The sequence below is a fragment of the Streptomyces sp. NPDC056600 genome (assembly GCF_042792855.1).
Taxonomy (GTDB): Bacteria; Actinomycetota; Actinomycetes; order Streptomycetales; family Streptomycetaceae; genus Streptomyces.
In genome coordinates this window covers 142,490-157,032 of record NZ_JBHTVQ010000002.1, presented here as the reverse complement: position 1 = coordinate 157,032, position 14,543 = coordinate 142,490, and the positions used below count along the sequence as shown (strand labels likewise).

General features: G+C 73.8%; 14 protein-coding genes. 7 read left to right on the top strand and 7 right to left on the bottom strand.

The window, feature by feature from the left end; translation table 11 throughout:
* Window positions 1–53 precede the first annotated feature (53 nt).
* A complete protein-coding gene (locus ACFRAV_RS01940; RefSeq protein WP_382550518.1) occupies window positions 54–626 on the top strand; it encodes an SMI1/KNR4 family protein in 573 nt (190 codons plus the stop codon).
* A 61-nt stretch (window positions 627–687) separates the two neighbouring features.
* Here the strand turns inward: ACFRAV_RS01940 and ACFRAV_RS01935 are convergent, their stop codons facing one another.
* Genes ACFRAV_RS01935 through ACFRAV_RS01925 form a run of 3 tightly spaced genes read right to left on the bottom strand, consistent with a single transcriptional unit; the run spans window position 688 to window position 3,184 of the window.
* Entirely contained in the window at window positions 688–1,752 is a 1,065-nt protein-coding gene (locus ACFRAV_RS01935; RefSeq protein ID WP_382550516.1) for an ArsO family NAD(P)H-dependent flavin-containing monooxygenase, read from the bottom strand.
* Complete coding sequence (gene arsB / locus ACFRAV_RS01930) at window positions 1,749–2,885, bottom strand: ACR3 family arsenite efflux transporter (protein ID WP_382550688.1); 1,137 nt, start codon at window positions 2,883–2,885, stop codon at window positions 1,749–1,751. Before arsB ends, ACFRAV_RS01935 begins: the two co-directional genes overlap by 4 nt.
* Window positions 2,876–3,184, bottom strand: coding sequence for an ArsR/SmtB family transcription factor (locus ACFRAV_RS01925; protein ID WP_382550514.1), 309 nt, complete (start codon window positions 3,182–3,184; stop codon window positions 2,876–2,878). The genes arsB and ACFRAV_RS01925 overlap by 10 nt, the downstream gene beginning before the upstream one ends.
* 89 nt (window positions 3,185–3,273) lie before the next feature.
* On the opposite strand from ACFRAV_RS01925, the gene ACFRAV_RS01920 reads away from it, so the two are divergent.
* From ACFRAV_RS01920 to ACFRAV_RS01905, 4 genes are all read left to right on the top strand, one after another.
* Complete coding sequence (locus tag ACFRAV_RS01920) at window positions 3,274–3,678, top strand: arsenate reductase ArsC (RefSeq protein ID WP_382550512.1); 405 nt, start codon at window positions 3,274–3,276, stop codon at window positions 3,676–3,678.
* Window positions 3,679–3,849: 171 nt separating this feature from the next.
* Complete coding sequence (locus tag ACFRAV_RS01915; RefSeq protein ID WP_382550510.1) at window positions 3,850–5,076, top strand: amidohydrolase; 1,227 nt, start codon at window positions 3,850–3,852, stop codon at window positions 5,074–5,076.
* Window positions 5,073–5,765 (top strand): 4'-phosphopantetheinyl transferase, encoded by a 693-nt coding sequence (locus ACFRAV_RS01910; protein WP_382550508.1) that lies wholly within the window; start codon window positions 5,073–5,075, stop codon window positions 5,763–5,765. Before ACFRAV_RS01915 ends, ACFRAV_RS01910 begins: the two co-directional genes overlap by 4 nt.
* Window positions 5,766–5,794: 29 nt before the next feature.
* The gene (locus ACFRAV_RS01905; RefSeq protein WP_382550506.1) at window positions 5,795–6,196 is read left to right on the top strand and encodes a hypothetical protein; all 402 of its coding nucleotides are present in this window, start codon (window positions 5,795–5,797) and stop codon (window positions 6,194–6,196) included.
* Window positions 6,197–6,218: 22 nt separating this feature from the next.
* Here the strand turns inward: ACFRAV_RS01905 and ACFRAV_RS01900 are convergent, their stop codons facing one another.
* Both ACFRAV_RS01900 and ACFRAV_RS01895 read right to left on the bottom strand, forming a co-directional pair.
* Complete coding sequence (locus ACFRAV_RS01900) at window positions 6,219–7,181, bottom strand: alpha/beta fold hydrolase (RefSeq protein WP_382550504.1); 963 nt, start codon at window positions 7,179–7,181, stop codon at window positions 6,219–6,221.
* Window positions 7,182–7,612: 431 nt separating this feature from the next.
* A complete protein-coding gene (locus ACFRAV_RS01895; protein WP_382550502.1) occupies window positions 7,613–8,857 on the bottom strand; it encodes a YncE family protein in 1,245 nt (414 codons plus the stop codon).
* A gap of 164 nt (window positions 8,858–9,021) precedes the next feature.
* Here ACFRAV_RS01895 and ACFRAV_RS01890 point away from each other — a divergent pair, with 164 nt between their 5' ends.
* Together ACFRAV_RS01890 and ACFRAV_RS01885 are read left to right on the top strand one after the other, a co-directional pair.
* Complete coding sequence (locus ACFRAV_RS01890; RefSeq protein WP_382550500.1) at window positions 9,022–10,077, top strand: TIGR03842 family LLM class F420-dependent oxidoreductase; 1,056 nt, start codon at window positions 9,022–9,024, stop codon at window positions 10,075–10,077.
* A 193-nt stretch (window positions 10,078–10,270) separates the two neighbouring features.
* Window positions 10,271–11,815: an NCS1 family nucleobase:cation symporter-1 gene (locus tag ACFRAV_RS01885; RefSeq protein ID WP_382550498.1), complete on the top strand. Its 1,545-nt coding sequence runs from the start codon at window positions 10,271–10,273 to the stop codon at window positions 11,813–11,815.
* 72 nt (window positions 11,816–11,887) lie between these two features.
* On the opposite strand, the gene ACFRAV_RS01880 is transcribed toward ACFRAV_RS01885, so the two are convergent.
* Both ACFRAV_RS01880 and ACFRAV_RS01875 read right to left on the bottom strand, forming a co-directional pair.
* Window positions 11,888–12,589, bottom strand: a complete 702-nt coding sequence (locus tag ACFRAV_RS01880; protein ID WP_382550496.1) for a hypothetical protein — start codon at window positions 12,587–12,589, stop codon at window positions 11,888–11,890.
* Between the two features lie 279 nt (window positions 12,590–12,868).
* Complete coding sequence (locus tag ACFRAV_RS01875; protein ID WP_382550494.1) at window positions 12,869–14,167, bottom strand: YeeE/YedE family protein; 1,299 nt, start codon at window positions 14,165–14,167, stop codon at window positions 12,869–12,871.
* Window positions 14,168–14,543: the final 376 nt, after the last annotated feature.

Sequence of the window (14,543 nt, the reverse complement as noted above, 5' to 3'; positions counted from 1 at the left end):
CTGTCAAGATCGCCTGCGTGGGGCTGTCGGTGGTGCGTGCTATTCCTGAGGTCATGGAGACGGAGAAAGCGGCCCCCGCGCGCCCGGCCGCGCAACTGGCCGCGCTGCGGGAAGCCTTCGGCGTGGACGACGGCGGGAGCTCGGCCCTGGGGTGGGAGGCCGTGCGGGCCTTCGAGGCGGAGCACGGCGTGGCGCTGCCCGAGCCGTACCGGTCGTTCGTGGCGGAGGTGACGGACGGGTCCGCGCAGGGGCCGCCGGACTACGGGCTGGTGCCCCTGGCCGAGCTGCCCCCGGACTGGGGCGAGGGCCGGCCGCCGAGGGACCTCGCCCAGCCGTTCCCGCTCACCGAGGCGTGGCTGTGGGAGGAGGACGACCGGCCGCAGGGGGAGCTGGACGCGCTGCTCGGCCCGGTCTTCGACCACGGCACGGTCGTGCTCGGCACCGACGGGTGCGGGATGTACTGGCATCTGGTGGTCACGGGCCCGCACCGCGGCCACCTATGGAACGTCACCGACGTGGGCGCCCTGCCGTTCGGGGCGGAGTTCGGACACACCACGGCCGAGTCGGGGTTCGCCGGCTGGGTGGCCCACTGGGCGGCGGGCAAGGAGTGGTTCGACGCGGGCTGAGGGGACCGCCACCCGGCGCCCGGCTCGACCGCCTCCCGACGCCCGGCTCCCGACGCCCGGCTCAGCCGAGCAGGTCCGCGACGGCCCTGGCTGCGTCGCGGGCGGGGCGTCCGGTGCCGATCAGGGTCGCCGAGGCGGGGCCGGTCCAGTCGCCGTAGCCGAGCAGGTGGACGCGGGGGTCGGCCACCGCGCGGGTCCCGTCGACCGGGACGCGGCCACCGCCGCCGCGCAGGCCGAGGGGGGCGAGCGGGGACAGGGCGGGGCGGAATCCCGTGCACCAGACGACGACGTCCACGTCGGCCCGGCTGCCGTCCGCCCACACGACTCCGTCCCGGTCGAGGCGGGCGAACACCGCCCGGGCCCGCAGCAGTCCGGCGTCCCGTGCCGCCCGCACCGGGGGCACGGCGACGATGTCGCCCAGCGAGGCCACCCCGCCGGTGTCGGCGCGGCCCGCGTCCAGGGCGCGGCGGCGCGCGGTGGCCACGTCGAACAGGGTCCGGCCGTCCACCTCGTCGGGCAGGAACCGCGGCGGCCGCCGGGTGACCCAGGTCAGGTCGCTGTGCGGGGCCAGGTCGGCGGCGATCTGCGCCCCGGAGTTGCCCCCGCCGACGACCACCACCCGCCGCCCGGCGAACTCGGCCGGATCGCGGTAGCCGGCCGTGTGCAGCTGCCGGCCCCGGAACTCCTCACGGCCGGGCACCGCCGGGAGGAACGGGCGCTCCCAGGTGCCGGTGGCGCTCAGCACCGTGCGGGCACGCCAGGTCCCGCGATCGGTCTCGACGCGGAGTGTCCCGGCCCCCTCCCGGTGCACCGCCAGCACGCGGACCGGCCGCACCACGGGCAGCTCGTAACGCCGCTCGTAGTCGGCGAGGTAGTCCACGACATGGCGGGCGTCCGGGTAGGTCTCGCCCTGCTGCGGCGGCATCGGCCGCCCCGGCAGCGAGGAGTACGCGGCGGGGGAGAAGAGACGCAGAGAGTCCCAGGCGTGCCGCCAGGCGCCGCCGGGGGCGGAGCTGGAGTCCAGGACGACGAACTCCACGCCCAGACGCCGCAGGTGGTACCCGGCGGCCAGCCCGGTCTGGCCGCCGCCGACCACCACCACGGGCACCGTGGCCCCGTTGCTCACCGGTTGCCCGCGGCGGCGAAGCGGCTCCGCCACGCCAGGGAGACGTGGACCAGCGCGACGAGCACCGGGACCTCGATCAGCGGCCCCACCACCCCGGACAGGGCCTGGCCCGAGGTGACGCCGAAGGTGGCCACGGCCACGGCGATGGCCAGCTCGAAGTTGTTGCCGGCCGCGGTGAACGCGAGGGTGGCGGTGCGGTCGTAGGGCAGGCCGATCGCCCGGCCGAGGAAGAACGAGCCGAACCACATCACCGCGAAGTACACCAGCAGCGGCAGCGCGATCCGGACCACGTCCAGCGGACGCGAGGTGATCGTGCCGCCCTGCAGCGCGAACAGGACCACGATGGTGAAGAGCAGGCCGTACAGCGCCCACGGGCCGATCCTCGGCAGGAAGACGCTCTCGTACCGCTCCCTGCCCAGTCGGCGCTCGCCGACCCGGCGGGTGATGAACCCGGCGGCCAGCGGGACGCCGAGGAAGATGACGACGTTGAGCGCGATCTCCGCCGTCGAGACGTCCAGCGCCGCGCCGTCCAGGCCGAGCAGGCCGGGCAGGACGTCGAGGTAGAACCAGCCGAGCAGGCCGAAGGCCAGCACCTGGAAGACGGAGTTCAGCGCGACCAGGACGGCGCCGGCCTCGCGGTCGCCGCAGGCCAGGTCGTTCCATATCACCACCATGGCGATGCAGCGGGCCAGTCCGACGATGATCAGACCGGTCCGGTACTCCGGCAGGTCGGGCAGGAAGATCCAGGCCAGCGCGAACATCACGGCGGGGCCGACGACCCAGTTGATCACCAGCGAGGAGACCATCAGGCGCCGGTCCCCGGTGACGGCGTCCAGCCGGTCGTAGCGGACCTTGGCGAGGACCGGGTACATCATCACCAGCAGGCCGAGGGCGATGGGCAGCGAGACCCCGCCGATCTCGACGGCGGCGAGGGCGTCGTCCATCACCGGGACCAGCCGGCCGAGGCCGAGACCCACGGCCATCGCGGCCAGGATCCACACCGCCAGGTAGCGGTCCAGGGTGGAGAGTCGGGCGACGACCGAGGCGTCGTGTCCCTCCCGGAGTTCCCCGCCGGGTGCCGGGCGGTTCTCGGGACGATTCTCGGGTCGGGTCGTGGGGCGGGTCACGGGCAGGCCCTCTTCGAGTCGGCATGGGTGCGGGCGGCGGCGGCGAGGCCGGCGAGTCCGCCGGACAGCGCCTCGAGGACGTCGGGCCTCAGCCGGTAGTACGTGAACCGGCCGCACGGCTCGGTCTCCACGACCCCGGCCTCCCGCAGCACCTTCAGGTGGTTGGAGAGGTTGGTCTGCCGGGCGCCCGTCTCCTCCACCAGGTGGGTGGTGCAGAGGGTCTCCCGGGCCAGCAGGGTCACGATCCGGAGCCTCAGCGGGTCGGCCAGCACCCTCAATAGATCAGCATCGACTGACGTCAGCATGCGCTGATACTGTCACGCCGGCCCTGAAGCCGACACCCCGGCCCTGAAGCCGACACCCCCGGGTACCGAGAGACAGGTGTGACCTCCTGATGTCCGAGAAGCCGTCCGTGCTCTTCGTCTGCGTGCACAACGCCGGCCGGTCCCAGATGGCCGCCGCATGGCTGCGCCACCTGGCCGGAGACCGCATCGAGGTGCGTTCCGCCGGCTCCGCGCCCGGCGAGCGGGTCAACCCGGCCGCGGTGGAGGCGATGCGGGAGGTGGGCATCGACATCGCCGCCGCGGTGCCGAAGCGGCTCACCGTCGACGCGGTGCGGGAGTCCGACGTCTGCGTCACGATGGGGTGCGGCGACACGTGCCCGGTCTTCCCCGGGAAGCGGTACCTCGACTGGCAGCTCGACGACCCGGCGGGTCAGGGGGTCGAGGCGGTCCGCCCGATCCGCGACGAGATCCGTGTCCTGGTCGAGTTCCTCATCGCGGAGATCGCTCCGGCCTGACGTCGCAAGCCCGCCCGCAGGAGGGGGGCGCGCCGCGTGGATGCCGCGGCGTGGCCTTGGGGCGACAGGGGCCGCGGCTCGACCCCCGGGGCAGCGGTCCGGTGTGGAGGGTCGGGGAGGTACCGTCCGGGGGGTGCTGACGGAGGGGCGTGACGTGACGTGCAGGGAGCGATGATGGACGGGACCCCGTACGCGCGGGCCGACCGGGCGACCGCACGCTGGCGGGACCGCCTGCTCGCCCTCAGCCGGGCGATCCACGCCGAGCCCGAGACCGCGTTCGCCGAACACGCAGCCTCCGCCCACGTCGCCGACCTGCTGACGGACGCCGGGTTCGCGGTCGAGCGCGGGGTGTGCGAGCTGCCCACCGCGCTGACCGCCGCCTACGGCGAGGGCGACCTCACCATCGGGCTGTGCGCCGAGTACGACGCCCTCCCCGAGGTCGGCCACGCCTGCGGCCACAACCTGATCGCCGCGTCCGCCGCCGGCGCCGCGATCGCCCTGGCCTCCGTCGCCGGCGAACTCGGGTTCCGCGTCAAGCTCCTCGGGACCCCCGCCGAGGAACACGGCGGCGGCAAGGTGCTGATGCTGGAGCGCGGCGCCTTCGACGACGTCACCGTGGCGATGATGGTCCACCCCGGCCCCACCGACCTCACCTTCGGCGGCGACCGCACCACCGCCGCCGCCAGGTTCGAGGCCCGGTTCACGGGCCGTACCGCGCACTCCGCGAAGTCGCCGCACCTGGCCCTCAACGCCGGTGACGCCGCCGTGGTCGCCCAGGTCGCCGTCGGGCTGCTGCGGCAGCAGACCACCCCGGACGCCCGGATATCCGGCTTCGTCCGCGAGGCGGGGCGGCGCACCAACATGATCCCGGACCTCGCCGTGCTGGAGTACGAGGTCCGCGCCGCCACCGCGGAGGAACTCGCTCCGCTCACCGACCGCGTGATGGACTGCTTCCGCGGCGCCGCCCTTGCCACCGGCGCCGACGTCGGGATCGGGCGCACCCAGCCCGACTACCTCGACCTGCGCCAGGACCCGTGGCTGCTGCGGACGTACGAGGGGCACCTCGCCGGTGTCGGCCGCGCCGCCGCACCCCTGCCGCCGGGCAGCGTGACCGCCTCCACCGACATGGGCAACGTCAGCCACGCGCTGCCGTCGATCCACCCGCACATCGGTGTCCTGGGATGCGAAGCCACCCCGCACAACGCCGAGTTCGCCGACGAGATGACCACCCCGGCCGCCGACGCCGCCCTGCTCGACGCGGTCACCCTGCTGGCCCGCACCGGCATCGACCTCGCCGCCGATGCCGGGCGCCGGCGGCACTACGTCGGCCTGCACAGGAGCCGGGAGCGGCACGGCGGCCTCAAGGACACGGGTCAGGAAGGGCGGGACGGGCGATGATGCGCGACCTGCTGCCGCCCGTCGTGCACGTGGCCGAGTCCCTCGGCGATCCGCCCGACGCCGTGCTGCTGCCCGAGGAGGAGCCGGCCGTCGCGCGCGCCGTGGACAGGCGCCGCCGCGAGTACACCACCGTGCGGCACCTGGCTCGGCGGGCGCTGCGCTGCCTCGGGCACGGCGCGGCGGCCGTGCCCCCCGGCGCCGACCGCGCGCCGCGCTGGCCCGCGGGAGTGGTGGGCGCACTCACGCACTGCGACGGCTACCGCGCGGCGGCCGTCGCGGACGCCGCCGTCCTGGCCTCCGTCGGCATCGACGCGGAACCCCACGAGGCGCTGCCGGAGGAGACGCTGGGCGGCGTCACGCTGCCCGAGGAGCGCGAACACCTCGCCCAACTGGGTTCGCTGCACCCGGAGTTCAGCTGGGACCGGATCCTGTTCTCGGCGAAGGAGTCGGTCTACAAGGCCTGGTACCCGATCACCGGCGCCTGGCTCGGGTTCGAGCAGGCGGTCCTCACCTTCGACCCCGCCGGCTCCTTCCACGCCCGCGTCCTGCCGGAAGCTGTGGTGCCCGGCGGACCGGTCGCCTTCGACGGCCGCTGGTGCGTGACCCGGGGCTTCGTCACCACCGCGGTGGTGGTGACGCGCCCCGACGCCACGGCTTCCACGGGCCCGTGCGGCTGCGGGGAAGTCTGAGACCGGTGCCGAGACAGAAGGCGGAACTCGTGGCTTTCGCCGCATGGGGGTTCATCGCCGCCCTCTTCGCGGCCGTGGCCGTGTGGACCATGATGCTCGGGCTCGTCGGCGTGGGGCTGGTGGGAACCGAGGAGCCCTTGCGGATCACGGCATGCCGGTGGGAAAGCGGCTCGCGGGGCGGCGATGTCCGCGTGTGCACCGGCCGCCTCGCATCGGGCCGTGAGATCGAGGGGCGGTTCCGCGGCGAGCCAGGTGACACCGTGCCGCTCCGCCGGATGCCGGGAGGCGTGGAAGCGGAGGTCGACACCGATGTCGGGGCGTGGGCGGCGGCCGTGCTGCTTCCGGTCCTGCCGCTCACCCCGGCGGGCCTGGCCGCCTGGGCCTCCGTCAGGTCGTTCGGTCGGCGCGGAAAGCCGGTCGGGCAGGGCTGAGCCCGCCCACGGCCCGCCCCGGTCACTCCGGCGAGTCGCGCAGCGCGGCCACCACGTCCGCCGCGTACTCCGTCGGCAGCGCGTGGTGCCCCGCCCCCTCCACGGTGACCACCGTCGCGCCGGGCAGCAGCGCCCGCGCCCGCGCGGCGACCTTCCGGGCGTCGTGGGCCCGGCTCCGTCCGGCGAGGAGGACGAGCGTCGGCACCGCGCACCCGCGCAGCGCGGACGCGTCGGGACGGCGGGCGGGCAGCACCTTGGTGCGGCGGGCGCGCGCGGTCGCGCCGAGGAAGGCGGCCCAGGCGGGGTCGCCGGGCGGGCGGCCGGTCTCCCAGCGGTGGAAGGACAGCACCCGCTCCGGGGTGGGACGTGCCAGCATCGGCAGCGCCCGCAGGACGTACGGCAGGCGCAGGCCGGCGAAGCAGCCGACCGGGTCGAGGAGGGTGAGGCGGCTGAACCGCCCGGGTTCGCGAAGGGCCTGGTTCAGGGCGATCCACGCGCCGTAGGAGTGCCCGCACAGGGCGGTGCGCTCCAGACCGAGGCCGTCGAGGACGGCGGTCAGCCAGGCCGCCAGGTCGCCCGCGTCGCGCAGCGGATCACCGGCGGGGACGGTACGGCCGAAGTCGCCGAGCAGGTCGACGGCGTACAGGCGATGCGTGCGGGCGAGTTCCGGGGCGACGGAGTACCAGGCCATGGACGTGGCGCCGCCGCCCGGCAGCAGCACCAGGGGTGGGGCGCCCTCGGGGCCGCAGACGTGCACCCGGGTGGAACCGAACCGCGTGGGCACGTCGAGGGCCCGCGTCCCCTTGGGCCAGCGGAGCAGCAGCTCGTCGTACGCCGCGTCGAACGCGGAGGCCGGGGCGTGCGAGGCGCGCTTCCCCTCGTCCCCCGGGGCGTCGGGGACGGCCCTCCCGCCGTCCCCCGAGGTGGCCGCTCCGGCCTCCCCGCCGTCCGGCCCGCCTGCCTCGTGCGCGCTGTCGTCGGTCATGGACACGCCTCACCTTCCCCCGTCGGGACGCGGACCGTTCGCCGAATCCTTCCTCCCGACGGGCGACACGGCAAGCGAGGCACCCTTCCCAAGGCAGGGGGACGGGTTCACGATGGTCCGCACGGCACGGCCCGGCGAGCACCCCGACGGGAGGCGGCATGCGCACGCGGCGACCACCCCGGCACGCCCCCGCGGACCCGCCCCGCGCGCAGCAGGCCGCACCCGACGGATGCTCCGCCCCGCCCCGCGCGCAGCAGGCCGCACCCGACGGATGCTCCGCCCCGCCCCGCGCGCAGCAGGCCGTCCACGACGGACACGCGGCCCTGCCCGACGGACACGCGGCCCCGCCCGGCGGCCGCCCGGCCCTCTCCCGCGCGCAGGTGCGGGACGGGCGGCGGACGGTGCCGGGCGGAGCGCCGAGGGCCCGAGGGTCAGCCGACGCCGGTCCAGCCCTGCGGGACCGTGCCGAGCCGGACCCGCTGTGGGTGGTCGCCCACCGGGGTGGACGTGACCTTCTGGCCGGTGGCGAACGAGATCGAGGTGACCTTGTCGGCGCCCGACTCGGAGACCACGCACGCCGCGCCGTCGCCCGTGACGGTGGACCAGTACGGCTTGGAGACCGGGACCAGCGGGCCCTCCTGCAGGGTCGTGCGGTTCACGATCGTCGCGTAGTCGTCCATGGTGCCCGCGACGCACAGGTTCTGACCGCTCGGCTGCATGGTCAGCCCGTGGTGCCGGGAGTCGTTGACGAACGAGGTCCGTTCGTCGGAGGTCGCCGGGTTCTTCGGCAGCGTCTTCATCCGGGTGATCTTGTCGGTGGCCACGTCGTACTCGAAGAAGCCGTTGAAGAACGACACCTGGAAGTAGAGCTTGGACTCGTCCGGGCTGAACGCCGCCGGGCGGACCGCGTCCGAGTAGGAGCCGTAGCCGGCCGCGTCCAGTCGCTGGCGCATGTCGATGGTGCGGACCACCTTGAGGGTCTCGGCGTCGGCCACCGTGATCTTGCGGTCACCCTTGAGGAAGTCCATCCAGGGTGCGTCCAGGTCGTTGTTGACCTCGCCGATGGACATGTTCCAGATCTTGCCGTCGCGGGTGAAGACGTTCTCGTGCGGCTTGTCCCCGGTGGCGAAGTTGCCGATCTGCCGGCCGGTGTGGATGTCCAGCACGTGCACCTTGTTGCCGGTGGAGGCGGACACCGCCACCCGGTTGCCGTCCGGCGAGACCGCCATGTGGTCCGCGCGGAAACCGTCCACCTGGAAACGCCAGTTGATCTTTCCGGTGGTCAGCGAGACGGAGACCACGTCGGCGAAGCTCGGCCGGGAGACCACCACCGCGGAGCCGTCCGGCGTGGAGTACATGTCGTCGGCGAACTGGTCGTGGCCCTCGCCCGCGGTCTCCCTGATGACCAGGAAGCCGGCCAGGCGGACCGGGTTGAGGTAGATCTCCCGCAGCCGCTCGTCCCTGTCCGGGATCAGGTCGACCTTCCCGACCGGCGACAACTGGGCGTCGGAGGACAGCACGCTCGCGGTGCCGTCCCAGTTGTTCGCGACGAACAGCACCTCGCGCTGCTGCGCGTCCGCGTCCTGGGCGCCTGCCTGCCCCGCACCGGTGACGGCCAGCACCGTCGCGGCCGCCAGGGCGGAGAACACGCGTCCACGTCCGACCTTGAGTCTCACGCTGTGCTCCTGTCTCTCGGGACCGGGTTGTTCCTCCGGGTTGGTGTTACCGGGGGTAAGGTAATGGTCCTACGGGCCGGTAACCAGAGTTCGCGCATACCTGGTCGACGTGAGCACGCCACTGCCTTCCCCTTTCGGCCACGCCTCGTCCCCCAGGAGCCCCCATGGACTTCGGACTGGTCCTGCAGACCGACCCCCCGGCCGACCGCGTCATCGACCTGATGCGCCGCGCCGAGCGCAACGGCTTCACCCACGGCTGGACCTTCGACTCCGCCGTCCTGTGGCAGGAACCGTTCGTGATCCACAGCCAGATCCTGGCCTGGACCGAGCGGCTGGTGGTCGGCCCGATGGTCACCAACCCCGGCACCCGTACCTGGGAGGTCACCGCCTCCACCTTCGCCACCCTGAACGACATGTACGGCGACCGCACGGTCTGCGGCATCGGACGCGGCGACTCGGCGATGCGGGTGGCCGGTCGCCGGCCCAACACCCTGGCCGCCGTGGCCGAGGCGATGCGGGTGATCCGCTCCCTCGCCTCCGGCGAGGAGACCGACCTCGGCGACGGCACCGTCATCCGCATCCCGTGGGTGCGGCCCGGCTCCCGGCTGCCCGTCTGGATGGCCGCCTACGGCCCGAAGGCGCTGCGCACGGCCGGCGAGAAGGCCGACGGCTTCATCCTCCAGCTCGCCGACCTGTACCTCACCGAGTACATGGTCGACGCCGTCCGGCAGGCCGCCAGGGAGGCCGGGCGCGACCCCGCGGAGATCACCGTCTGCGTCGCCGCGCCCGCGTACGTCACCGACGACGACTCGCCCGGGGCGCTGGCCCACGCCCGCGAACAGTGCCGGTGGTTCGGCGGCATGGTCGGCAACCACGTGGCCGACCTGGTCTCCCGGTACGGCGCGGACGGCTCGGTGGTGCCGCACGAACTCACCGACTACGTCCGCTCCCGCCAGGGCTACGACTACGCCCACCACGGCCGCACCGGGAATCCGGACACCGCCTTCGTCCCCGACGAGATCGTCGACCGGTTCTGCGTCCTGGGCCCCGTCGAACGGCACATCGAGAAGCTGACCGCGCTGCGCGACCTCGGCGTCGACCAGTTCGCCGTGTACGACATGCACGACGCGCAGGAGAAGGTCGTCGACGCGTACGGGGCGCACGTCATCCCCGCCCTCGGCGGCGACCGGGGCGAGGGCGCCGCCCGCGAGGGCGCTTGACGGGGCGTCGCCGTCCGGGTACGCCGGAGGCGGGGCGCCCACCGCCGGGCCTCCCCGCACCGGCACGTCCGCCCCCGTCCGTCCCCGACCCTGACCCCTTGCTCCCTCCCCTCCGAGTACGGCGCCCACCCACCCCCCTCGGTTCCACCGCACGGCCACCCGACCCGACACGTCTCCTGGAATGGCCTGCCACATGACCGACACCGCGCCTCCCGCCGCCACGCCTCCGCCACCGCCCTCCCCCGGACAGGTCACCCTGCCCGACGGAAGGGTGGAGCTCGCCCCCGACGCGCCACCCCCGGACGGCCGTTACGCCAACGCCGACCTGCTGCCGGTGCCCGCCGCCGGACGGACCTGGACCACCTACAACTTCTCCGCCCTGTGGGTCGGCATGGCCCACAACACCGCCTCGTGGACCCTCGCCTCCGGACTCATCGCGGTCGGGATGGACTGGAAGCAGGCGGTGTTCACCATCGCCCTGGCCAACCTGATCGTCCTGGCGCCGATGCTGCTCACCGGGCACGCCGGCCCCAAGTACGGCATCCCGTTCCCGGTCTTCGCCCGCTCCTCGTTCGGCATCCGCGGCGCCAACCTCCCCGCCGTGGTGCGGGCGTTGGTGGCCTGCGGGTGGTTCGGCATCCAGACCTGGATCGGCGGCGAGGCGATCTACTTCCTCGCCGGGAAGCTGATCGGCGAGGGCTGGACCGACACCGCCTCCGTCGGCGGCCACCCCTGGACGCTCTGGCTGTCGTTCGCGCTGTTCTGGGCGCTCCAGGTGGCCATCATCTTCCGCGGGATGGAGACCGTCCGCCGCTTCGAGAACTGGGCCGCGCCCTTCGTGCTGGTCGGCGCGTTCGTGATGCTGTGGTGGATGAGCGACAAGGCGGGCGGGTTCGGCCCGCTCCTCGACCAGCCGTCGAAGCTGGGCTGGGACGCCGACTTCTGGAAACTGTTCGGGCCCGCGCTGATGGGCATGATCGGCTTCTGGTCGACGCTCTCCCTCAACATCCCCGACTTCACCCGCTACGGGAAGAGCCAGCGGGCGCAGACCTGGGGCCAGGCGCTGGGCCTGCCGACCACGATGACCCTGTTCGCCTTCCTGTCGGTGATGGTCACCTCCGGCTCCCAGGCCGTCTACGGCGAGGCGATCTGGGACCCGGTGCGACTCGCCGCCAAGGTGGACAGCGCGGTCGGACTGCTCTTCGCGCTGGTGACGGTGCTGGTGGCGACGCTCTCGGTCAACATCGCGGCCAATCTGGTCTCGCCGTCCTTCGACTTCTCCAACGTCGCTCCCCGCCGCGTCAGTTTCCGCACCGGTGCGCTGGCCACCGCGGTGATCGCGGTGCTGATCATGCCGTGGAGGCTGTACCAGGACCCGCAGGGCTACATCTTCACCTGGCTGGGCCTGGTGGCCGGACTCCTCGGCACGGTGGCCGGCATCCTGATCGCCGACTACTGGATCCTGCGCCGCACCCGGCTCGACCTGCCGGGGCTGTACTGGGAGGGCGGACCCTACTGGTACAGCCGGGGCTGGAACTGGCGGGCCGTGGTGGCCTTCCTGACCGGCGGCGTCCTGGCGGTCGGCGGCGCGGACTTCGCGCCCCTGGTCGAGGGCCGCCCCCTCCCCGCCCTGTCCGGCCTCGCCGACTACGGCTGGGCGGTCGGCCTGGGCACGGCGATGCTCCTCTACCTCCTCCTCATGCTCCCCGTGGCCGCCCGCCGGAGGGAGCAGGGGTGACGCAAAGGTGAGCCGCGGTTGTGCCCTGGCTGCACAACCGCGGCTCACCTCGACGACGCATCCGACGTGGGGTCAGGGCGCCTGTTTCTCCAGGGCGGCCAGGGCTTCGCCGGCCGCCTTTGCCGCGCCGTCGCGGATCTTGTCCGCGTCCGGGGTCGTCTTCTCGACGAAGTCGCCGCCGTTGTACGTCACCACGACGATCGCGTTGCCCGAACGGACGGTCAGTTCCGTCTCCTGGACCTTGTTGCCCTTGTCGCTGGTGACCGCGCTCAGCGAGTACGCCTCGTCGCCGAGTCCCTTGAACGGGCCGCCCTTGCCGTCGGCGACGCGGTCGAAGGCCTTCTCCGCGTCCTCGGTGGAGCGGCGGATCTCGAACGAGACGTCCAGCCAGCGGTAGGAGTACCCCTTCAACGCGTGCCACTGACACATCCGGCGCACGTCCTTGTCCGTGGACGCGAGTTCACCGGTGGTCAGCTTCCCGGGCACCAGCGAGGTGACGGTCTTCTTGGACACCGCATCGCAGGGGTCCGGGGCCTTCTCGTGCGTCTTCTCCGCCTTGTCCGTCGTCTTCCCCGGCTCCTCGTCGTCCTTCCCGGACTTCTCACCCGAGTCGCCGGAGTCCGAGGACGAGCCCGAGGAAGTGGACTCCTGGCCGCTCGCGGCGGCTGCGGGCGGGTCGGCGAGAGGGCCGACGGACATCGCCCAGCCGGCGGAGGCGAGCACGACGACCGGCATCAGGCGCACAGTGAGAGCGAGCGGCAGATTGGAAGGCACGGCGCACTTCTCTGGGAGACGACGGCGGAGCCTGCCGGGGCAGGCGAACGCCAGTCAAACACGTGTTTCCGTCGCGACGGAAGTCCGAACTCGCTCCGTGGCCGACCGGTCACGCCCCCGCGCGGGCGGAACCGGCCACCCCACGGAGACCCGGAGGAGACCCCGTGGAGACCCGGAGGAGCCCTCCCCGGACACCACTTCGGCCACCCCGCCCCGCGGAGACGCGGAGAGCGCACGGAGACTCCGTGCGGCGGGGTGGCCGAGGGGTCCGTCGGAGGGTCAGCAGACGCCGTCGCCCGGCTTGGGGTTGCCCAGGCCGAACAGCGGGCGGAGCTTGAGGCCGATCCACGTGCCGCCGAGCGCGAACGCTCCCCACAGCCAGCCGTGCAGGCTGCCGGAGGCGATGCCGGCCAGGTAGGCGCCGATGTTGCAGCCGCCCGCCAGCCGCGCGCCGATGCCCATCAGCACGCCGCCCAGCACCGCCGCCACGGCCGTGCGCCAGGGGATGTTCCGGTGCAGGGCCCAGGTGCCGCCGAGGGAGGCGGCGAGGGCGGCGCCGACCATGATGCCGATGTCCGTCAGGCTGGTCTTGTCGGCCAGCACCGGACCGGCGAGCATCTCCGCGTTGCCGGGGCGCTGCCACCAGGTCCAGTTCTCCGGGTGTCCGCCCAGCGCGCCGACCAGCTCGGAGCCCCAGAGGCTGAAGGCGCTGGTGATGCCCCACGCGCCGCCGGAGACCAGCAGCACCGCGCCGCCCAGGGCGGCCAGCACCAGGGCGCCGGCCGCCAGCGGCCAGGAGCCGCGCACCGCACGGGCCAGGGCGCCGCGCGCCGAGGGCACCGCGTCCACCGGCGGCGGGTTGCGGCGGGCCTGCACCCGTCGGCTGATCAGCACCACCAGCACCAGCGCGGCGATCGTCACCGCCCAGGAGCCGAACCAGCCGACGTGGTCCGCGAGGACCACCGGCTCGAAGGCGGGCAGGTCCTTCCAGAGGTCGAACTGCCAGGCGGCGAGGGTCGCTCCGGCGATGAACCCGCCGAGGGTGAGCACCAGCGTGGACTGCCCGGACCCGACCACGTACAGCGTGCCGGAGGCGCAGGCGCCGCCCAGCTGCATGCCGATGGCGAACAGCACCGAGCCGAGCAGCAGACCCAGGCCCAGCGGACCCGCCGAGGGAGCGGGGGCCGAGCCGAACAGGCCGGTCCCGGTGCCCAGGACAAGGGCGAAGAGGGTGGCGGTGGTACCGAGGAGCAGGGCGTGGGCGCGCAGACCGGTCCCGTTGCCGACGGCGACCAGCTGCCGCCAGGCGGAGGTGAAACCGAACCGGGAGTGGAACAGGCCCACCCCGAGACCGAGGCCCAGCAGGAGCAGCACGCCCGGCTTCGCCCCGTGGGCCGACCACACGTAGACGGTGAGCGCGACGGCGAGGAGCGCGGAGACGGCCAGCGGCCCCTTGCGGACCGGCCCGAGCGGCGGCGCGGCGGGCGCCGGACGGGACGTGGGGGCGGGCGGGAGGAAGGCGGCGGACCGGGCGCGCGGCGGCGCGGCCGTCACCTCGGCGGGAGGCGCGGTGGTCATGGAAGGGCTCCAGGATCGCGGGGGACGCGGGGGACGCGGGGGCGCGTGGTCTCCCGGTCGCGTGGGGGAGGGGCGGGACGGGGCTGAGGGCGTCGGGTGTCGTCGGCGGCGTGTGCGGCGCGGAAGACGGACGCAGGTCAGCGGCGACAGAGAGCGTCGTCGACGCACCAGGCCGAGCACGCGAACAGTGCCAGGCACAGCAAGGAGGCGGGTGCGGACATGCGGACGACGTTATACGTGCACTGTGCATGAATCCAGCGACGTCTCGGCATGTGGGCGCTCCGGTGAGACGGCTCGACCGCGAGGCGGTGGGGCGGCGCCCTTCGGCGGAGCGGCTGCCCGGCGCCTTCGGCCGTCGCCCGGCCGCCGTCTCGCA